This window comes from Heyndrickxia vini (genome assembly GCF_016772275.1).
Taxonomy (GTDB): domain Bacteria; phylum Bacillota; class Bacilli; order Bacillales; family Bacillaceae_C; genus Heyndrickxia; species Heyndrickxia vini.
Map to the genome: position 1 here is coordinate 2,641,304 of NZ_CP065425.1, position 20,640 is coordinate 2,661,943.

Sequence of the window (20,640 nt, forward strand, 5' to 3'; positions counted from 1 at the left end):
AGATTAGAGCTCGTTTTTTGTTCATTCTCAAGATGTTCATCCTTAAGCAGTTTGACAAGCCCTTATTTTAGCTTATGCACTGCATCAATAAAAATATCACCGCGAACTTCAAAAGTTTTATATTGATCCCAACTTGCACAAGCAGGTGACAGTAAAATAACATCTCCAGGCATTGACAAGTCATATGCTACTGGTACTGCCTTCTCAACATTATCGACACGTTTAATGATTTCTATTCCTGCTTTCCGAGCAACTTCCTCAAGTTTATTAGCTGTTTGACCGAAAGTAATTATCGCTTTAACATTTTTTAGTGAAGGGATTAATTCATCAAAACCATTCCCGCGATCAAGTCCACCTGCTAACAAAATAATGGGCTCATTAAATGCATTTAATGCACTTTGAGCTGCTAATATATTCGTTGCTTTAGAGTCGTTAAAAAATCTTCTTCCGGAAATTTCATCAACAAATTGGGTACGGTGTTTCACACCTTTAAAGGTCGTTAATACGTTCCTAATCGCTTGATTACTTACGCCTAATAGCTTAGCGGCAGCCACAGCTGCCAATATATTTTCAAGATTATGGTCTCCCGGTAAAGTAATATCACTCTTTGGCATAATTTCCTCGCCTAGAAAAGAAACCATTCCATTTATAATTGAACTACCATTTTCAAGATATGTAGTTGTTGAGAATGGAATTAATTTAGCCTTTGAGAACGAAATTAGCTTCATTAGTTCAGCTTGATCAGCATTCACGATTAAGTAATCATCTTCAGATTGATTTTTTGTAATATTAGCTTTTGCCTTTGCATATTCTTGTTTTGTTCCATGATAATCTAAATGCGCTTCATAAATATTTGTAATTACTGCAATATGCGGTTTAAATGATTGAATTCCCATTAATTGAAAGGATGACAATTCCACGACCATTTGATTATCTACTGTTGCTTTTTGCGCTACCTCTGAAGCAACCGTTCCAATATTCCCCGCAATTAGTGGCTGAAATTCATTATCGGCCTGTAGCATATTAAAAATTAATGTAGTTGTTGTTGTTTTTCCATTTGTACCTGTAATACCTACCATTTGTGCATCGGAAATTTGATAAGCAAGTTCCACTTCGGTTATGACCGGAATCCCCCTATTAATTGCACCAGCAACTAAAGGATTCGTATATGGAATCCCTGGATTTTTTACGATTAATTCAAAACCTTCATCCAATAATTCAATCGGATGGCTTCCGCAAATTACTTTTATTCCTTGCTCCAAGAGCCCTTGTGCCTCCGGATTTTCATCAAGAGGTTTAAAATCATTTACTGTAACAAAAGCTCCCAACTTATGTAGTAGTGAGGCAGCACTTACCCCACTTTTCGCAAGTCCCAATACTAATATTTTCTTATGCTGATATTGATTAGTCTTTTTCAATTACACCCACACCTCGATATAAATCGCTAAAATCGCGCATAATAACCCTACTGTCCAAAATGTTACTACAACTCTCCATTCTGACCAACCACCTAATTCATAATGGTGGTGTAATGGACTCATTCGGAAAATTCTTTTTCCCGTTGTTTTAAAAGAAATGACTTGTAAAATAACAGATAAGGTTTCAATGACGAAAACCCCACCAATTATAATAAGTAAGATTTCTAGCTTTGTTAATATCGCAATTGTAGCAATGGCGCCTCCAAGTGCCAATGAACCGGTATCCCCCATAAACACTTTTGCAGGGTGTGCATTAAAAACTAAAAATCCTAATACTGCACCGACAACAGCAACAGCAAAAACAGCCACTTCAAATTGTGATTGGTTCCATGCTAACACTGCTAGTGCACCAAACGCAATGGCGCATGTACCGGAAACTAGACCATCAAGTCCATCTGTTAAATTTACAGCATTCGAAAATCCCACTAACCAAAAAATGATAAAAACTAAATAGAACCATCCTAAATCGAATGAATAGTCAAATCCAGGTATTGTAATTACAGTGGAAAAATTGGATTGACGAAATACAATATAAAAAATGACCGATATAATAATTTGTCCAAGTAACTTTTGTTTTGAAGTTAACCCTAAATTTCTTTTTAATACAACTTTAATAAAATCATCTAAAAAACCTAATAAACCAAAGCCAACAGTAACTAATAATAGCAAATATGTTTTTACAGTCGGTTCGGATAATTTTCCTGTCATTACAATTGTTGTAATAATAATTGATAAAAGAATAACTATTCCACCCATGGTAGGTGTTCCCGTTTTCTTTTGATGCGATTTCGGTCCTTCCTCGCGAATACTTTGCCCAAATTTTAATCTTCTTAAAAAAGGAATGAAAATAGGAGAAAGTAGTGCAGTGATTAAGAAGCCCATTAAAATTGTAAAAAATATTGCTTGCTCCATCATTTTATCCCTTCCTACTCTTATCTAAATATTTTTTGATTGTCTCAATTACTTTTAACCGTTCATCTTCTACAGCTATATCATATGTATAGTTTGAGCCGTTCAGAAGTGAAGGTGAATAAAATGCAAATTTAGTCATTGTTTCACACTCTTTTTGATTTGTTTTTCCATTGTAATCCTCACATAAAGCAAGAAATGTTGCAATAGGCCGATTGACAAAAAATACTGGGAAATGATTAGGTGTATAAGATGGAAGTGGTTCATTCTCCTTCCAAATTGCTGCAATGGCCCCATTTTCAATTGCTCTATCTAAATTTTTATCATTTATCGGAATAAATAGCCCTTTTGGTTGCGGGATATCTGAGAAAATAGATACTAGTTCAAACGTAATGTCCGATTTATTAATCCCCCTCATACTTACTGAAAGTTGATTAATATCACTAAACGATAGCATTTATCCATTCTCCTTTACCGCTTCTAATGCAACAACACGATCATCAAAATCAAGAATTTGATCTCCAATTTGTTGATAGGTTTCATGACCTTTACCAGCAATTAAAACGACATCCCCACTTTTTGCGTGTTTTATACCGTAAAAAATTGCTTCTCGACGGTCAACAATCGTTTGATAATTCTTTCCCACCACACCTGCTTCCATATCTTTTAAAATTTGGACAGGGTCTTCACTTCGTGGGTTATCGGAAGTAAAGATTGGATCAGAAGCATACTGACAGGCGATTTGCGCCATTATTGGGCGTTTTGTTTTATCCCTGTCACCACCACAGCCAACGATTACAAAAATTCTCTTTTTAGCGAAATGTTGAATCGTTTTTAACACGTTTTCGAGACTGTCGGGTGTATGTGAATAATCAACGATGATTGGAAAATCCTGTCCTCCATGAACTAACTCAAATCTCCCAGCAACACCTTTGATTGATTCAACTGAATGGATAATTTGTTCCATTGGAATATTAGAAACATATGCCGCAGCAATAGCCGCCAACACATTATATATACTAAACTTTCCAATTAATTGAATATGCAATACATGTTCCCCTTCCGGAGAATGCAATGTAAAAGTCGTACCTTTCGCACTAATTTCAATATTTTTAGCATAAAAATCAGCTTCATGGTCAATTCCATAGCTAATAATATGTGCAGCTGTTTCTTTTTGTATTTTCTCCGAAGCAGGGTCATCTGTATTAAGTACAGCATATTTCGGGCGATTAAGATCATATGTATTTCCAAGTTGAGAAAATAATAAGCTTTTTGCTCTACGATACTCTTCCATCGTATGATGATAATCTAAATGATCTTGTGTTAAATTCGTGAATACAGCGATATCATAATCGCAACCATATACTCGCCCTTGATCTAAAGCATGTGAGGAAACTTCCATAATAGCAGAATCTACATTTAAATCAACCATTTGTTTAAATGTTTTTTGAAGTGTCATACTATCAGGAGTTGTATTTTTTGTTTCCAGAATTTGTTCCGCCATTTTTATATACATCGTTCCAATTAGGCCAGTTGTTTTATTAGCGTCTCTGAAAATTTGATCTATTAAATGACTTGTCGTAGTTTTCCCATTGGTTCCGGTTATTCCGATTAAATGCAGTTTTTTCGTTGGCTGATCATAAAATGTATCTGCAAGTATGGCCATTGCTCTTTTCGTATTTTTGACAATAATAACTGGGATGGAGACATTAACAGGGTATTCAGCAACAATTGCTACCGCACCTTTTTCCTCAGCTTCTTTTGCAAACGTATGGCCATCAACTGTAAGACCTTTTATACAAATGAATAATGATCCCTTTGTAACTTTACGATTGTCTTGAACAATATCGGTAACTTCTGGGTTTTCATTTGGTTGTTTTATTAGTGGCAATACTTTTAATAGCGTATGTAATTTCATTTTTTAATCCTCCAATAGTTCAACCTATGGAAAAAACATCATTCCATAAATATAGGAAATTCTCTTTCCCTTATATGGAATAAAAATCAATTCCACTAGGTAGATAAAAAACAGTCCTTATCTATTTTACTAAAAAAAAGCGATTGATGCTATTTCTTTAGCAAAAAGAAGCAGCATACAGTTGCTGCTTCTTTCAACAAAAATGTAAAATTCTCGATACTAATTCATATAAACACGTATCGTAGCGCCTTCTTCCACTTTTGTTCCTGGTTGAGGGTCTTGTCTAATAACTGTTTCTCCGTTCCCTGAAACATCTAATTTTAGATTATCTAATTGTTCTAATAAGCCTTTTTTCGTTAATCCTTTTAAATCAGGCACTTTTATCATTGGAGTATCCAAATAAGGTGTAATTTCTTTTTCCATTTGATTTTTTCTAGGTTTAACGCCCATTGCACGAAGACTATCTCCAATGATTGTACCGGCTATAGGTGCTGCTACTTGCCCCCCAAATAGAACGGTGTTTTTTGGATTATCTACGGCTAAATAAACAACGATTTGCGGATCGTCAGCAGGGGCAAAACCAATGAATGAAAGAACATAGTTATTTTCTAAATAACCTCCTCCAGGCTTTGGCTTTTGGGCTGTACCCGTTTTTCCCCCTACGCGGTATCCCTCAACAAATGCTTTTTTCCCTGTACCTTTTGCGACAACACTCTCCAATGCTCTTCGCACTTCTTTTGAAGTTTCCTTTGAAATAACCTTTCTCTTTGCAACTGGCTTTTTTTCCATAACCGTTTTCTTTGTTTTCGGATCAACGAGTTCTTTTGCAACAAATGGTTCAAATAATGTTCCACCATTTACTGCAGCAGAAACAGCAGCTACCTGTTGAATAGGGGTAACGGAAACTCCTTGTCCAAATGCAGTTGTTGCCTGTTCAACCGGTCCCACTTTATCCATATTGAATAGGATTCCTTTCGATTCTCCAGCTAAATCAATCCCCGTTTTTTCGCCAAATCCGAAATTCCGAATATATTTAAACAATTCCTCTTTTCCAAGTCTTTGTCCCAATTCTACGAAGCCCGGGTTACAAGAATTTTCTACTACTTCTAAGAAAGTCTCTTGTCCATGTCCTCCCCGTTTCCAGCATTTCAGATTAGCATTTGCTACTTTAATACTCCCTTTATCATAGAATGAATCCTTATCTAAATCGACTTTCCCTTCTTCTAATGCGGCTGCCAATGTAATAACCTTAAAAGTTGAACCTGGTTCATACGTACTCCAAATAGGCAAATTCCGATTATATACTTCTTGTTTTACATCTTGAAATTTAGCGGGATCAAATGTCGGTCGGCTCGACATCCCTAAAATTTCACCTGTTTTTGGATTCATCGCAATCGCAATTAGTCCATCAGGAGTATACTTCGTTTCGGCATTATCCAACTCTCTTTCGATGATTGTTTGGACCTTCGTATCAATTGTCAACTTTAAATCGAGACCATCTTTAGGCGGTTTATAATCATCCGACATATCAGGCATTCTTCGCCCTTTTGCATCGGAATAAAATTGGACTGAGCCTTTTTCACCTTTTAACTCTTCATCATAAAATAGCTCAAGTCCCATCAATCCTTGATTATCTACACCAGTAAATCCTAAGACGTGTGATAAATAGCTATCATATGGGTAGTATCTTTGTGAATCTTCTCCAATATAAACACCTTTTAATTTTAAATTTCTTACTTCATTTGCTTTGTCCGTAGAAATTTTTCTCCCAGCTTTAATTCTTTCCATCCGAGAATTTGTTGTAATTTGCTTATAAATTTTCTCTTTCGATGCATTTAAAACCGAAGCTAATTTTTCTGCTGTATCCCCAGGGTTCACTACTTGTCTTGGTACAACAAATACTGTAGGTGCACTTTTATTTTCTGCAATTGGAACATTATTCCGATCAATTATCTTTCCTCTCTCAGGTTCAAACGGAATTTCTCTGCTCCATAATTCCTTCGCACCGCTTGTTAACCAGTTTCCTAGTGCTAATTGGACATACCCCAGCCTTACGTCAATAACACCAAATATTAATATTCCAACAAACAGAGCAATCACTAATCGTTTTCTTACAGTTACATTGGATACACGTTTCACGTAAACGATCCTCCTCTTTATTCTAGTTCCGATAAAAAATGAGACATAATCATCTATTTTCACATTTCTCAACTAGAATATATGCTTGTACATGCAGCAATAGAACAAGGCCGACCTTTTCAATAGGCCAGCCTTGTTCTAATCAAGAGGAGAATCATCTTCCTTTTTCTTTTTATCTTTCTTCTGTGTTTCCGTTTTTTCCGCAGATTGGAAGTTTACTACTAGATGGTCCCCAACCTTAATTGGCGAAGACGGGCTAATATTTTGCTTTGTGACATAACCGGTTCCAATCATATTAAGCTTTAATTCTAGTAACTCGACCACTTTTAATACATCTCTTTTTGACCAATGGATCATGTCAGGAACAGAAGGCTTACCATTTGTTTTTAGTATGACCTTTTCTCCTTGGAGTAAAGTAGAACCAGCTTTTGGCAATTGATCACTAACCTCGGCACCATCTCCAATTGTAATAGCCTCAAATCCCAGATTTTTCAATGTACTAACTGCATCACTTACTGATTTCTTACGTACATTTGGAATCTTATTAATCTCTGATTTCGCCATCTTTGCAGGTTTAATATTTAAGTATTGTAAACTATTTTTCATGACTGGATTAAATATAGATTTTACAACATTTGATGCATTTTCATAAGACGTCTTCGGCTGCTTGACTGTAACATAAACAATTAATTTTGGATCTTTCTTTGGTGCCATACCGAGGAAAGAGAAAATATAGTCACTTGAACCAGTCAAATAACCGCCACCATTGGGATTCGGAATTTGCGCTGTTCCTGTTTTACCAGTTACAGAGTACCCATCGATATCATATATTTTACCTGTTCCATGTTTAGCAGTTACTACTGTCCGCAAAATATCCCTAACCTCTTTAGCCGTATCTGCACTAATGGGTTTACCAAGTGATTCCGGTTTTGTTTCTTCAACCTTATCAGTATTCGGATCTACTATTTTGTCAACGATATACGGTTTCATCATGACTCCATCATTTGCAATGGCAGTCGCTGCCTGAACCATTTGAATAGGAGTAACAGTTGTTCCTTGACCATAGGTCGTTGTATATTTTTCTTTTGGCCAATTGTATAATATTTTTCCGGCAGCTTCATTCGGTAAACCAATATTTGTTGGGACACCGAAATGGAAGCGATCTAAATACGTCCGGAACGTATCTTTACCAATCTTATCAAGTAAATTTGCAAACGCTACATTTGAAGAGCGTTGAACTCCTTCTAAATACGTTATCCGATCCCAACCTTGCCCATAGTTCCAATCTCTAATAGGGATCGGATCATTTTTAACCTTATATGTTCCAGACATATATGTTTCATTTGGATTAAACACACCTTGTTGGACTGCTGTTGCTAATGTGAATATTTTCATTGTTGAGCCCGGTTCAATCGGCTCTTCAACCGCTAGATTTTGCCATTTTTTTTCGATGCCATCTCGTGTCATCGAATCAAAGGTTGGTCTTTGTGACATACCTAAGATTTTTCCTGTTTTCGGATCCGCCACAATTGCCACTATTTCTTTCGGATTATATTTTTTGTCAACCTGGGTCATTGCATCTTCTAAAAAGGTTTGAATTTTTTTATCGATTGTTAAATAAATATCTTTACCGTTTTTTGGTTTTTTCACCTTTTCCTTGGAACCGGGAATTAAATAACTCCAGTAATCTCCTTCAAACTGGATTTTTCCATCTGTCCCTTGAAGATCCTTATCATAATATTGTTCAATTCCCATTTTACCTTTTGTTTTTTTCCCGATTTCTATTTCACCTGTTTTTTTATTCAGTTTCTCTGGCTTTTGGGCAAAACCAATGACATGTGAAGCAAACACGCCATTTGGATAATACCGTTTAGGTTCCCTGGCAAATATAATTCCCGGGAGTTTTAATTTTTCAATTTTTTCCTTCGTTTCATATGGTACATCTTCCCCAGCTTTTCCGAATTCAACTTGCTTTGCCCCTTTTTTCGTTAATCGTTTATATATTTCGTTTTCCGGCATATCAATATATTTCGCAAGTTTTTCTGCTGTTTTTTGCGGGTCTTCTACATGGTTTGGATGCTTTGGATCGATTGTCATATTCTTATCAAGAACCGCTTGCAGGCGAAAAGAAGTTGTATCCTCTGCAATGACTTCACCATTTATGTCATATATATTGCCTCGTTTTGATTCAATGTCTTTACTTTTTAAATACTGTTGTATTGCTAATGAAGCTAGTGGTTTTCCTTGAACTTGGCCGGATACTTGAATCGTTAACATTCGGACGATCAGTACAAAAAAAAGAGCAGGCCGAATATTAGAAATAATATCGCTGCTCCTATGTTCATGCTAATTTTACTTTTTCTCATTGTCCCTCAACAACCTTAATATTTTTGTCATTCATTTTTAATCCCTGTTTTTTAGCAATTTCTCGTATACGGTCATAGCGGCTTAAATCACTAACTTGCATTTTTAAATCTTCAGTTACCTTTTTCTGTTTTTGAACGGAGGCTTCCATGAGCTGAATATCTTTATTCACTTTATAAATAGTCGCTTGTGTTGAAATAACTTTAATAGCCATAATGCAAATAAATGCAATAACAGCAATAGCTATAAGCTTTTCACCTAGTGTGATTTGACTGCGCTTATGTATTGGTTGAATTTGTGGTTCTGTATGAATCTTCGGTTGTATATATGGTTGTTGTTGTTTTCTTGCTAAATTACTCAAATTATGGACCCTCCATTCATCATTTCTTAATTTTTCTCAGCAATTCGCAGTTTCGCAGATCGTGATCGATTATTCTCCTCAAGCTCCGAAACATCTGGAACAATTGGTTTTCTAGTAATAATTTTTAATTTTGGCTTATACTCTTCGGGTATGATTGGCAATCCTGGCGGCAATTCCGGACCAGTACTCGCTTCTTTATAAATTGATTTACATATTCGATCCTCTAACGAGTGGAAAGTAATTACACTAATTCTTCCACCTGGATGTAATAGTTCAATAGCCTGTTTTAATGAATCCTCAAATACACCTAATTCATCATTTACAGCGATTCTTATTGCTTGGAAAACCCTTTTTGCGGGATGACCGCCTTTACGTCTTGCCGGTGCAGGTATGCCCTCTTTAATTAATTCTACTAATTCACCAGTTGTTTTAATTGGACCATTTTCTCTTGCTGCTTCAATTTTCCTTGCAATTTGCTTCGAAAATTTCTCTTCACCATATTTGAAAAAAATACGTACTAAATCTTCATACGGCCATTCATTCACAACGTCATATGCTGAAATGTCACCTTGTAGATCCATACGCATATCGAGAGGTGCGTCATGGTGGTAGCTAAAACCACGTTCAGGTGTATCTAATTGAGGAGATGAGACCCCAAGGTCATATAATATCCCGTCCACTTTCTCTACACCAATATGGTTCAGTTCTTCTTTAATATAACGGAAATTACTTTTAATAAATGTTACTTGATTTTCATGTTTTTTAAGTTTTTCTTTTGCATGTTCGATTGCTGTCTCATCCTGATCAAAGGCAAATAATTTTCCTTTAGCAGATAGCTGTGATAATAAATATTCACTATGTCCCGCTCCGCCAAGTGTACAATCTACATATACCCCATCTGGTTTGATATTTAATCCATCGACTGTTTCTTCTAATAACACTGTAGTATGTTTAAACATGTTGTATCACCTTTCTAAACGAATAATATTTTAGAGTTATCCTATGGTGGTTAAGAATTATATGTCAAAGCCAATCATATTTTCTGCAATTTCTGCAAATGATTCTTCAGACTCTTCAAAGTAGTCTCCCCATAATTCTTTACTCCAAATCTCAATTCGATTAGAAACTCCTAAAACAATACATTCTTTTTGTAATTGTGCGTAACTGACGAGTGGAGAAGGAATATTGATCCTTCCTTGTTTATCAAATTCACTTTCGGAGGCGCCTGAAAAGAAAAAACGGGTAAATGCGCGAGCATCTTTTTTCGTTAATGGGAGGGCTTTTAATTTCTCTTCAACTTGTTTCCATTCTTCAAGCGGGTAACCAAATAAGCATCGATCCAATCCTCTTGTAATAACAAAAGTATCACCGAGGAGTTCTCTAAACTTTGCAGGAACGATTAAACGTCCTTTTGCATCAATGTTATGTTGGTATTCCCCCATGAACATAGTACAAGCCCCCACTTTCTATAAATAATGTACCACATTCCCCCACCTTTCACCACCTCTTTTTAATATTTTCTATGTGAATGGAAAATTCCTGCTAATTTTATTAAATTTCATAATAAAAGTTGTTTTAGTATATATGGTGTTTTTTGGAATAAACAATGGACCGTTCCTTTCGCTCCAATCCACTCTGCGCTTTGTTCAAGGCTTCAATCTTTTGGAATAAAGCATAAAAAAAGACTAGCTGTCAGCTAGTCTAAATACGAATTAATTTATGTTTGCCATTAAACTCATAATGAAGTGTCATGATTTGGTCAATAAATGTATCGCCGTATTTGTTTAAGAAATAATAGATGTTCCATATTCTTTCCTGTGGTGCTCCGTTTGGTTTCAGAAGGCGTTCGATGCGATTATAACGTTCAAGTATGACATCGTTCTTTTCAGCTAACATTAAATCTGCTTTTCTTTGAAGAAAATCTAATTGGTTTTGATGAAATTGAAGATTTTTCTCAACAATCGGTAATAAACCTTTTTCTGCTTTCTCTTCTATTTGTTTATATTGAGTGTCTAAAAAAGCTTTTGATTCATTAATTAGCCTATCCAAATCATGATTTTTAATTGAATCCCAATAAACTTGTTTTTCATCCTGTAAGCCCTGACGAATAACTTTTTCAACATCCAAATTTAATTCATTCACATCGGATTCAATGGATCGCTCCAATAGACTAATGTTTAATCTTGGAATGATTGGAGGCATTTGAAAATGAAGTGCTTCAAATGCTAGTTTCAGCTCACCCCAGTAAGCAATTTCTCCAGGTCCTGCGATGAATGCTAATGTAGGAAATAGCCATTCTTGCATTATGGGACGAGTCACCACATTGTTACTGAAAGCACTAGGATTTTCCTCCAATATATCCAAAAGTTCATTTTTTGTAAAAAAGACTTCCCCATTCTTCCCCACAAATCCATTTTTTTCTTGTTGATATTCTAATAAGATTCTTTCCATGCCATTATAATAAAATAAATTTAAAGCATTCCCGCTTATATCAATTGCATTTGGAAAATCATTTCCTTTAATCAATTCTTGTTGATGAATGACAGAATCGGTAATTGCTTGTTGATTTTCAATGAGTTCTTGAAAGAACGGGATTTCCAATTGACGTAAATTTTTATCAGCAGAATCGATGACAAGCATTCCATATTTTTTAAATAAATCAACAACAATATACGTAAAAAAATCAACCAAAGACTCGGTATGTTCTATTGCATCATCGATGAGAGCCATAATATTTTTTGTATGAATCGTTTCACCAAAATGTTCAAATACCTTTTTTATCCATCGGCTTAATTGATCCTTATCATACACAATATCTGAAACCATTCTTTTATCGACTGGTCCTTCGGAGTAGCTTATTTTTTTCAAAGCTCTATCACTTTCAACAAACACATGATTGATTTCTAAATAATCGTGATCTTCTCCAGCAATCCAAAAAATTGGAACGACGGGTTTATTTAGTTTTTCTTCTTGTTGTTTAGCGAGATGAATGATCGATATTATTTTATGTATTGTATATAAAGGACCTGTTAATAAACCTGCTTGTTGACCGCCAATCACGACAGATGAATCATCACGTTTTAACTTTAGCAACGATTCTTTTATTTTTTCAGATTTAGGAAAACGTTCCATATATGTTTCAATACAATTAGCAAGCTCATCCCTTGCAAAGTTCCTTTTATGTAAATCCTTCAACCTTTTTTCAAAAACATTAGAATTTGTTATATCATAATGAAAAAAACTTTTAACAGGTTGCTTTTGGTCTAAATAAAGCGAGGCAAAGCGATTTGTTGCTGGAATCGAGATAGTTTCCAGTTCCATTTTGTAATTCTTCCTTTCTCATAGCACAATTTGTCGTCTAATTTTCCACGCTACACTATTTTCTCCAAAGAGTATACCATCATTAGAAAGGAAAATAAAAAAACTTGCTTTAGTGATGGGGTAATTAGCTGCCAATTACGGATTCCATTACACTGGATGTTAACCCATATAGAAGCAGGATAATGTAAAGGCTGAAAAATATCAAAAAATTCAAACGCCAATATCCACGAAAAACCCTTAAATAATCGATTTCATCACGTAAATAACGATAAATAATTGCAAATAATAACGCTAATAACAACATGACAAGAACTATTAGCCATAAGAAGGAGTGTCCCCAAATCGTTTTGATAAAAAAATGCACGGAAATAATTAAAATGACGGTTGTAATATCTATCGAGATTGCTACCGCTTTTCGATGATTTTTTGTTATTTGTTTAATGAATACAAATGAAAGGAAATATCCTATAAAGGGAATGGTTATTAACATTGCAATCATCCATGATATAAAAGTACTCATTCAGTTCCTCCCTTTTCCATCCCTTTAACCATTCCATAAAGCATATTGGTTAAAGGCAATCGGACATTTTTATCCTTTGCTAGTTCTACTATATAGCCGACAATTGCATCAATTTCTGTTTTCCTTTGAAATTTAATATCTTTCAACATTGAGGATTCGTTATTTTCCGTATTTCGACAAATCCAAATGATTTCATTTAGTAGGTTTTTAGAATCTAATTCCGGAAACAATGGAATAATCTCGCTATATAAATCATGAAAAATTTGCATAAAGAAGTTATTTTTTATTAGTTCCCCATTTTTCACTTTCAATATAGCTGTTAATGGATTAATTATTGCGTTAACTAATAACTTTTTTAAAAGGATCTCTCTATAATCCGAATAAGTTGTAAATTGAAAATATTCGCAGTGCAGATTGAGGAGTGAGCTTATACTTGTTATCTCCCCTCTATAGGGAGCTAGTTTCGTTAATCCAATTCCATTATGTGCTACTGTTGTTTCATTTACTTTTAATGCTCCATGTTCAACGGATCCTACCATTATGGATTCATGTTGTAAATGATCGATTAATTTTAAATGTAACATTCCGTTTTGCAAAAATAGCAGAGGGATACTTTTATGTATATTATTTAGATCTGATCGTATGTTTGCAAGTTGATATTGTTTTACTGCGACAATAATTAATTCCTGTTTATTAAACTCTTCTTTATCAAGTGTAGCCTTCACTTTGGATGTAATAGTTGAATCTAATGTTTGAAGTGTAACCCCTTTTTCGTTAATTAAGTCCGATTGTTCAAGTCTATGAGGGAAGAGGGTAACATCAAATTGCTTGCTTAGATAGGATGCAAAAAGTAAACCAATTGATCCGGCTCCGAGTATTCCAATCCTCATCATTTCACCCCTTTCTGAAATTATTTCTACTACCATTGTAACAAAATTTTTAGGGACAGACACTAGAATAGCATCTGTCCCTAAACAAATTAAACTGGATAAACCGGGTGTTTTCTTGTACTAAATTCTAGTTCCTTTGTTTCATATAAACTGAATCGATTAATTAATACAGATCTTAATCGATTAGGCTCTACTATTTCATCTACAATTAATTCCGATGCTAACTTATAAATGTCAATTGTTTCTTGATATTCCTTTTGTTTTTCTTGAATAAAAGCAATTCTTTCTTTCGGATCTTCAATTGCTTGAATTTTATTCGAGTAAACTGCATTTACCGCCGCCTCTGGGCCCATTACAGCAATTTGAGCTGTAGGTAATGCGATACAACAATCAGGTTCAAATGCGGGACCAGCCATTGCATATAATCCTGCTCCGTAAGCTTTTCGGACAATGACAGAGATCTTAGGTACGGTTGCCGAGCTCATCGCAGCAATTAATTTAGCTCCATGGCGGATAATCCCTGCTCTTTCAACTTTTGTGCCTATCATAAATCCCGGTACATCTGATAAGAATAGTAAAGGTATATGGAACGCATCGCAAAGCTGGATAAACTTCGCACCTTTGTCAGCAGAATCAACAAATAATACCCCGCCTTTTGCTTTCGGCTGATTTGCAATGATTCCAACAGCTTTACCATCTATTCTTGCTAAGCCGGTAATTAATTCAGTAGCAAATAACTTCTTAATTTCAAAAAAACTATCCTCATCTATTAATTGATTAATACATTCATACATATCAAATGGTGCATTTTGATGTTTAGGAATAATTTCTTCCAACGTACGCCCAGCTTTTGGGGCAACCCCTTCAATAACACTAGGTTTTTCTTGAAAATTAGTTGGAAAATAAGATAGGTACTTTTGTACTTCCTTAATTGCTTCTTGCTCAGAATTTACAAGCACATCCCCACATCCACTTACGGTGCAATGCATGCGAGCGCCACCCATCTCTTCCAACGAAACCTTTTCTCCTATGACTTTTTCAGCCATCCTTGGTGAACCTAAATACATCGATGCATTTTTATCAACCATGATGACAATATCACAAAAAGCTGGTATGTAAGCGCCGCCTGCTGCAGATGGGCCAAATAATAGGCAAATTTGCGGTATCATACCGGAAAGCTTCACTTGATTATAAAATATTCTTCCTGCCCCTCTTCGATTCGGAAACATTTCCAACTGATCAGTAATCCGAGCTCCAGCAGAATCGACCAAATAAAGCAATGGAACTTTTAATTTTTCTGCAGTTTCTTGAATTCGGATGATTTTCTCTACTGTTCGAGCTCCCCAAGAACCAGCTTTTACAGTAGAATCATTTGCCATAACACAAACCGTTTTTCCGTCAATTTTACCAATAGCTGTAATAACTCCATCCGCCGGTAAATCATCTGCTGTGCAATTGGCAAACAACCCATCTTCTTCATATTCACCAGAATCGAATAAAAGCTGCAATCGATCTCTTACAAATAGTTTGTTTTGAGTTTTTAGCTTTTCATGATATTTTTCCGGTCCGCCGTGTTTTATTTGTTCTTTTCTAGTTTCAAAAGTCTGCTCAGTGCTAGATAACACCATCGGTCACTCCTCCTTTTTATCTGTCTAATTACTCAATAGTCAGAAGAACATCCCCTTCGTTAACAAAATCACCGATATTCACGTGAATTTCCTTTACTTTTCCTGATCCTGTCGATTCAATCGGAATTTCCATTTTCATTGATTCCAACATAACAACTGTTTGCCCAGCCGCTAATTCATCATCCTTATTTACTAATACATTTAATACCGTACCTGCCATTGATGCTGTGACTTCAATCATTTGTGTTTCCTCCTAAAATAAATTAATTGTTCACTTTCATTTGATTAACTAAATTAGTTGTATACTCACCATTATTGAAATATATAGATTGCAATACATTTTTCAAAAAAGGAATATTTGTTTTAATACCTTCAATTATCGTATGATCTAAAAATTCTCTTGCTTTTTGTATACAATCCGTCCTATTTGGAGCAAATATCACACATTTAGCGATCATTGGATCATAGAAAGGTGTAACTTGTAATCCTGAATGGTAACCTGCATCGATGCGAACTCCCTCAATATCTCCCCACGTTAATTGTGAAATCATACCTGGGGAAGGGAAGAAGGTATTTGGATCTTCTGCATAAATTCTTAATTCTATTGCATGACCGCGCTTTTCAATTTCGTTTTGGAATAAAGGAAGCTTTTCACCGCGTGCAACAAGAATTTGCCACCTTACTAAATCAAGATTAGTTAACATTTCAGTCACAGGATGTTCTACTTGTAATCTTGTGTTCATCTCTAGAAAATAAAAATGTTCATTTTCATCGACAATAAACTCTACAGTACCCGCATTTTTATAACCTACAGCTTTTGCAGCGTTAATTGCCGCTGCATACATTTTTTGTTGTGTTTCCCTAGAGAGGTTGGGTGATTGGGCTTCTTCAATAACCTTTTGATTTCGTCTTTGGACAGAGCAATTTCTTTCGTATAAATGAACAATATTCCCATACTGATCACCAAAGATTTGCACTTCCACATGACGAGCATTATCAATACATTTTTCAATAAATACTTCATCAGATCCAAAATATGCTTTAGAGCGCGCTTTAGTTGATTCATAGTGTTGATTGAGCGCTTGTTCATTATCACAGCGCATCATCCCTATTCCACCACCGCCACCGCTTGCCTTTAACATGATAGGATATCCAATTTGATCAGCAAGTTTCTGTGCCTCTTCAAGACCCATCAGTCCTTTAATACTGCCTGGAACGATTGGTACACCCGCTTCATTCATTGTTGTTCTAGCCTTTATTTTATCTCCCATCGACTCGATTGTTTCAGGTGATGGACCGATAAAAGTTATCCCATTGTCAACAACTTTTCTAGCAAATTCACTATTTTCCGACAACAAACCGTATCCCGGATGAATTCCATCGACCTTTTCTCTTATAGCAATTTCGATCAACTGATCCATATTTAAATAAGATTTGTTTACAGGCGACTCACCAATACGGAAAGAATAATCAGCCTCTTTCACAAATGGCATGGAAGAATCTGCATCTGAGTATATTGCAACCGTTTCGATTCCCATTTGCTTACATGTATGAATAATACGTAAAGCAATTTCCCCACGATTTGCAATCAATATTTTTTTCATCGAAACCCCCCTTAAAGAAAAATGGGTAAAATACGTTTAAATTGATACGTATGTGTCCTTTAATTAGAAAAAAGGATCTTATCAAAGGACACACAAAATATAAAATACGAAAAATTTCTCCCCCAATTTTATTATTTCTACAAATTTTGTTTTTTTCCTGCAAATTTTGAAAACGTTTTCTAACTTAATAGCAGAATTTTTTATAATTTTGTTATATAATTATATAAATTACATTTATATAAAATGAATACTGAATAATAAATGATTTGATTTTATTTTATTCATATTCTTATATCGATATTTATTTAAGGAGGAATTCCATTGCCTATTAAAGTTGAAAGATTAAAAGTAAACTACAAAACCCTTGAAGAGTTTAAAAAGTTTAAAGAATACGGTGTTCAGGAACTTTCAATGCTAGAGGATCTACAAGAGAATATTATTGAAGATAATTGCGACTCTCCTTTTTACGGTATTTACTATGGAGATAAATTAGTCGCAAGGATGAGCCTTTATGAACGTTCATCAAAATATGATTTATATTTTGATCCACCACAAAACTATTTAGAACTTTGGAAATTAGAAGTACTACCTGACTATCAATTTAAAGGATATGGAAAGAAGCTCGTAGAATTCGCTAAAAGCTTTGGTGTACCAATAAAAACCAACTCTCGTATGAAGTCAAAAGAATTTTGGGAAAAAATGGGCTTTCAAACTGTTACATATGATATGGACAGGGATTTGGGACAGAACCCTCTCGTTTGGTATCCGGAAGGTGTAAAAGAGAAAAAACAAACAGCTAACTAAGCTGTTTGTTTTTAATTTGATTGTTAACCATATTTTATTTATGTTGCAACGTTAATATTCTTGCTTTTTCTAAGATGGCTACCATAGCAGAATACTCTTCCCGTAAAGACTCATACTCATTTTTTAAACTATCATAACTTTGTTTTTGCTTTTCCAATGATTGGGTTAATTGTTGTATTTGCTGCTTTAACTTTTCATTTTCTTGTATCGCAGTTTCGCTTATACCCTGCTCATTTTGTATACGTTGTAAGTACTTTATCACATTGCTTATACTTTGTTCTATGTTTTGTTCAATGTTTTCTTGAGGACTAATATTTTGTTCATATATAGTAGGTGTTTCAGAGGTTTGTGATTCTGATAATTTTGATTTCCCTTTACGTTCTTTCCTTTGTTTTTTCGCTAGTTCAATGCCTGATTTATATTGTTTGCGAACATATGAATTCCACCTGAATCCGCATGCTGCAGCAGTTCGATTCATTTGTTTACCAACTTCTTCAAATGCCTGCAACTGGGTCCCGCCATCACGGATATGACGTAACACCACCTCTGCAAGTAATAAATCCTCATCATGTGTCCAAGCATCTTGTCGTGTTGATGACATGTCTATCCCTCCTTCAGCTTTTTATTCATACATATGCTACTAGTAGAAAAGATAGACTAATTATGACTGAGAATTATAGTTTATTACTGGTGTTATTACCTTCATTATTTTCAATTGGCGGGCAAGTATTTTTCCCTATGAATACAGTGTCGGTCGTTTTACTTATTTCGAAACTTTTCAACTGCTTGGTGATGCGTGTCTCTCTCCCACAAGACTGCACAGTTTCTTATTTCTTGATTCATTCTTTCTTGTAAATGATTCTCTTCCCATTTAGAAATAATACTTTGCTTGTAGCATTTTAATACATTAACATCCTTCATTATCATTTCTTTGAAAAATTGATGGGCACTGTCACTATTTACTTCCGAAAAAACAAATTGAATAAACCCTTCTTCTATCAATTCCTCCGCGTAATATGTTTTGGCTTCCATTAACATTTTTAGTGCAGAATGTACGGGTATTCTTTCAAACAATAACGAGGCACCACCCCAACCAGTGGTAATCCCTAAATTTCCTTGAATAAATCCTAGTTTACTGCCTTTTTTGGCGATTCGAAAATCACATGCAGCAGCTAACTCACAACCGCCTCCGACAGCTGTACCATTAATTAGAGCCAACGTAGGCTTGTCAAGTGTAGCCAGTCTAAATAAAATTTTTCCCATTTTTGATAACATAGCATATGCATCTTCTTTCGTTTTCAAAAGATGGAATTCGTCCAAATCACCACCTGAACAAAAAGCAGTCTCACCTTCGCCTGTAATGACAAAGGCTTTTACTTTAGGATCATCTTCAGCAATCTCTAGCGCTTTCTCCAAACCATGTATGACATTGAAATTAATTGCATTTCTTTTTTCTGGACGATTTATTTTCCACTCAAGTATGCCAGAATCATGCAAATAAACGGTATAATCCATATCCTCTCCCCCTTAAAAAAAGACCTAAAAAAAACGCGAAGAGCCATGGTCTCTTCACGTTTTTTCTGCTTTGAACGCCAATAGATTGCACTGCTAAAAAATAATAACAGAATCTACTCTATTCGTATTCCTACGAATTTTTATTAGCGATCTTCACAATTTCTAGTTGTTTACTACTTCTTTGCCTTTATATGTTCCACACTCTTTACATACACGGTGTGCAAGTTTCATTTCTCCACAGTTAGGGCACGCAACCATGCCAGGAACTTGTAGTTTGAAATGTGTACGGCGTTTTCTCTTCGCTGTTTTGGAAGTTCTTCTAAAAGGTACAGCCATTCTTCCCACCTCCTTATAGAGATCACTGTTGTTATAAGATCCAGTATAGCTGGTTCTTCAAAAGTTTACGATTGTTCATCAAAGAATTTTGCTAATCCAGCTAAGCGTGGATCAACTTTTTTTTCTTTGCTTTCCTCATCTTGTTTTACTTGTTCTTCCGTTACGACTTCCCATTCATTACCTGATGGAAGATTTGAATCATTTTTAGCCGCTTCACTAAAAACTTGTATCGGAATTTCAAGTAAGAGTAATTCTATTATGACGGGGTCTAAATCTACAATATCACCATTGGGATAATGAATTTCAGCATCCTCTTCCTCTTCGAATGAGGTAGATGATTTTAAAAGAAATATTTCGGTAGATTTAACGTCAATTGGATAATCCACATCTACAAGTGTTCTCGAGCAGGGCAGTACTAATTTTCCCGTTATATGTAAATGAAATGCTACTTTTTCAGACGAAATATTGGCATTACCAGTTACATGAATCGGTGAAACATCACGTATTTCCGGGTCCCGTTTTTTTAAGTCCTCAGAAATATCGATTGTTTCATTAATATCCATACTCTTACCACGGTACTTTAACAATTGAATTGTTGACCATTTCAATGTAATCACTCCAAGACAACAAAGGTAATTATAGCTTTCATTATACCTTTTGTCAATATTTTATCTTTACGCGTATTTGCGTATTTTAATCTATTGTATACTGTTCTTGAAAAATTTCAAATATCCTACTAATCACATTTATAATTAGTATATACAAAATGTTAATTTAATTTTATCCAAAAATGATTTACGTGTTATATTAAAAGAAATTAAGAATTAATCATTCAATCATTTCCGCTGCTCGG

General features: G+C 35.0%; 19 protein-coding genes and 1 pseudogene. 1 reads left to right on the forward strand and 19 read right to left on the reverse strand.

The annotated features are described in order from the left end of the window. Window positions 1-62: 62 nt before the first annotated feature. The 15 genes and pseudogenes from murD to I5776_RS13260 all read right to left on the reverse strand — a co-directional run bounded on the left by murD (window position 63) and on the right by I5776_RS13260 (window position 17,132). Window positions 63-1,418 (reverse strand): UDP-N-acetylmuramoyl-L-alanine--D-glutamate ligase, encoded by a 1,356-nt coding sequence (gene murD, locus I5776_RS13190; protein WP_202776859.1) that lies wholly within the window; start codon window positions 1,416-1,418, stop codon window positions 63-65. Then, window positions 1,419-2,393 (reverse strand): phospho-N-acetylmuramoyl-pentapeptide-transferase, encoded by a 975-nt coding sequence (mraY, locus tag I5776_RS13195; RefSeq protein WP_202776860.1) that lies wholly within the window; start codon window positions 2,391-2,393, stop codon window positions 1,419-1,421. A 1-nt stretch (window position 2,394) separates the two neighbouring features. Beyond that, window positions 2,395-2,844, reverse strand: coding sequence for a UDP-N-acetylmuramoyl-tripeptide--D-alanyl-D-alanine ligase (locus tag I5776_RS13200; protein ID WP_202776861.1), 450 nt, complete (start codon window positions 2,842-2,844; stop codon window positions 2,395-2,397). Continuing rightward, window positions 2,845-4,305 (reverse strand): UDP-N-acetylmuramoyl-L-alanyl-D-glutamate--2,6-diaminopimelate ligase, encoded by a 1,461-nt coding sequence (locus I5776_RS13205; RefSeq protein ID WP_202776862.1) that lies wholly within the window; start codon window positions 4,303-4,305, stop codon window positions 2,845-2,847. It abuts the gene before it with no gap. Between the two features lie 219 nt (window positions 4,306-4,524). Next, window positions 4,525-6,444, reverse strand: a complete 1,920-nt coding sequence (locus I5776_RS13210; protein ID WP_202776863.1) for a stage V sporulation protein D — start codon at window positions 6,442-6,444, stop codon at window positions 4,525-4,527. Window positions 6,445-6,582: 138 nt separating this feature from the next. Next, window positions 6,583-8,810: pseudogene (locus tag I5776_RS13215) on the reverse strand (penicillin-binding protein). Next, entirely contained in the window at window positions 8,807-9,169 is a 363-nt protein-coding gene (ftsL, locus tag I5776_RS13220) for a cell division protein FtsL (protein WP_202776864.1), read from the reverse strand. The pseudogene I5776_RS13215 and the gene ftsL overlap by 4 nt, the downstream one beginning before the upstream one ends. Window positions 9,170-9,195: 26 nt before the next feature. Next, window positions 9,196-10,128, reverse strand: coding sequence for a 16S rRNA (cytosine(1402)-N(4))-methyltransferase RsmH (gene rsmH / locus I5776_RS13225; protein ID WP_202776865.1), 933 nt, complete (start codon window positions 10,126-10,128; stop codon window positions 9,196-9,198). A 57-nt stretch (window positions 10,129-10,185) separates the two neighbouring features. Continuing rightward, window positions 10,186-10,617, reverse strand: a complete 432-nt coding sequence (mraZ, locus tag I5776_RS13230; protein WP_066230044.1) for a division/cell wall cluster transcriptional repressor MraZ — start codon at window positions 10,615-10,617, stop codon at window positions 10,186-10,188. 253 nt (window positions 10,618-10,870) lie between these two features. After that, window positions 10,871-12,490 (reverse strand): bacillithiol biosynthesis cysteine-adding enzyme BshC, encoded by a 1,620-nt coding sequence (gene bshC / locus I5776_RS13235; protein WP_202776866.1) that lies wholly within the window; start codon window positions 12,488-12,490, stop codon window positions 10,871-10,873. 124 nt (window positions 12,491-12,614) lie between these two features. Further along, window positions 12,615-13,010 (reverse strand): DUF3397 domain-containing protein, encoded by a 396-nt coding sequence (locus I5776_RS13240; RefSeq protein ID WP_202776867.1) that lies wholly within the window; start codon window positions 13,008-13,010, stop codon window positions 12,615-12,617. Then, the gene (locus tag I5776_RS13245) at window positions 13,007-13,900 is read right to left on the reverse strand and encodes a 2-dehydropantoate 2-reductase (protein WP_202776868.1); all 894 of its coding nucleotides are present in this window, start codon (window positions 13,898-13,900) and stop codon (window positions 13,007-13,009) included. Before I5776_RS13245 ends, I5776_RS13240 begins: the two co-directional genes overlap by 4 nt. Before the next feature lie 89 nt (window positions 13,901-13,989). Continuing rightward, window positions 13,990-15,528, reverse strand: coding sequence for an acyl-CoA carboxylase subunit beta (locus I5776_RS13250; protein ID WP_202776869.1), 1,539 nt, complete (start codon window positions 15,526-15,528; stop codon window positions 13,990-13,992). Window positions 15,529-15,556: 28 nt separating this feature from the next. Further along, window positions 15,557-15,769, reverse strand: a complete 213-nt coding sequence (locus I5776_RS13255) for an acetyl-CoA carboxylase biotin carboxyl carrier protein subunit (RefSeq protein ID WP_202776870.1) — start codon at window positions 15,767-15,769, stop codon at window positions 15,557-15,559. Window positions 15,770-15,791: 22 nt separating this feature from the next. Further along, a complete protein-coding gene (locus tag I5776_RS13260) occupies window positions 15,792-17,132 on the reverse strand; it encodes an acetyl-CoA carboxylase biotin carboxylase subunit (protein WP_202776871.1) in 1,341 nt (446 codons plus the stop codon). A 321-nt stretch (window positions 17,133-17,453) separates the two neighbouring features. Here I5776_RS13260 and I5776_RS13265 point away from each other — a divergent pair, with 321 nt between their 5' ends. Continuing rightward, window positions 17,454-17,936: an N-acetyltransferase gene (locus I5776_RS13265; RefSeq protein ID WP_202776872.1), complete on the forward strand. Its 483-nt coding sequence runs from the start codon at window positions 17,454-17,456 to the stop codon at window positions 17,934-17,936. Window positions 17,937-17,970: 34 nt separating this feature from the next. Here the strand turns inward: I5776_RS13265 and I5776_RS13270 are convergent, their stop codons facing one another. From I5776_RS13270 to I5776_RS13285, 4 genes are all read right to left on the reverse strand, one after another. After that, on the reverse strand, window positions 17,971-18,537 hold the full coding sequence (locus tag I5776_RS13270) for an RsfA family transcriptional regulator (protein WP_202776873.1): 567 nt from the start codon (window positions 18,535-18,537) through the stop codon (window positions 17,971-17,973). Window positions 18,538-18,695: 158 nt separating this feature from the next. Further along, a complete protein-coding gene (locus I5776_RS13275; RefSeq protein ID WP_202776874.1) occupies window positions 18,696-19,451 on the reverse strand; it encodes an enoyl-CoA hydratase/isomerase family protein in 756 nt (251 codons plus the stop codon). A 162-nt stretch (window positions 19,452-19,613) separates the two neighbouring features. Further along, window positions 19,614-19,787 (reverse strand): 50S ribosomal protein L32, encoded by a 174-nt coding sequence (rpmF, locus tag I5776_RS13280; RefSeq protein ID WP_202776875.1) that lies wholly within the window; start codon window positions 19,785-19,787, stop codon window positions 19,614-19,616. Window positions 19,788-19,852: 65 nt separating this feature from the next. Continuing rightward, window positions 19,853-20,404 (reverse strand): YceD family protein, encoded by a 552-nt coding sequence (locus I5776_RS13285; RefSeq protein ID WP_343066391.1) that lies wholly within the window; start codon window positions 20,402-20,404, stop codon window positions 19,853-19,855. Between the last annotated feature and the right edge of the window lie 236 nt (window positions 20,405-20,640).

Bases quoted from the DNA above. Each gene is read 5' to 3' on its own strand.
- I5776_RS13250 (WP_202776869.1), bottom strand. From the start codon at position 15,528: ATGGTGTTATCTAGCACTGAGCAGACTTTTGAAACTAGAAAAGAACAA.
- rpmF (WP_202776875.1), bottom strand. From the start codon at position 19,787: ATGGCTGTACCTTTTAGAAGAACTTCCAAAACAGCGAAGAGAAAACGC.
- I5776_RS13245 (WP_202776868.1), bottom strand. From the start codon at position 13,900: ATGAGGATTGGAATACTCGGAGCCGGATCAATTGGTTTACTTTTTGCA.
- bshC (WP_202776866.1), bottom strand. From the start codon at position 12,490: ATGGAACTGGAAACTATCTCGATTCCAGCAACAAATCGCTTTGCCTCG.
- mraZ (WP_066230044.1), bottom strand. From the start codon at position 10,617: ATGTTCATGGGGGAATACCAACATAACATTGATGCAAAAGGACGTTTA.
- I5776_RS13200 (WP_202776861.1), bottom strand. From the start codon at position 2,844: ATGCTATCGTTTAGTGATATTAATCAACTTTCAGTAAGTATGAGGGGG.
- I5776_RS13270 (WP_202776873.1), bottom strand. From the start codon at position 18,537: ATGTCATCAACACGACAAGATGCTTGGACACATGATGAGGATTTATTA.
- I5776_RS13275 (WP_202776874.1), bottom strand. From the start codon at position 19,451: ATGGATTATACCGTTTATTTGCATGATTCTGGCATACTTGAGTGGAAA.
- rsmH (WP_202776865.1), bottom strand. From the start codon at position 10,128: ATGTTTAAACATACTACAGTGTTATTAGAAGAAACAGTCGATGGATTA.
- I5776_RS13205 (WP_202776862.1), bottom strand. From the start codon at position 4,305: ATGAAATTACATACGCTATTAAAAGTATTGCCACTAATAAAACAACCA.
- I5776_RS13240 (WP_202776867.1), bottom strand. From the start codon at position 13,010: ATGAGTACTTTTATATCATGGATGATTGCAATGTTAATAACCATTCCC.
- mraY (WP_202776860.1), bottom strand. From the start codon at position 2,393: ATGATGGAGCAAGCAATATTTTTTACAATTTTAATGGGCTTCTTAATC.
- I5776_RS13260 (WP_202776871.1), bottom strand. From the start codon at position 17,132: ATGAAAAAAATATTGATTGCAAATCGTGGGGAAATTGCTTTACGTATT.
- I5776_RS13255 (WP_202776870.1), bottom strand. From the start codon at position 15,769: ATGATTGAAGTCACAGCATCAATGGCAGGTACGGTATTAAATGTATTA.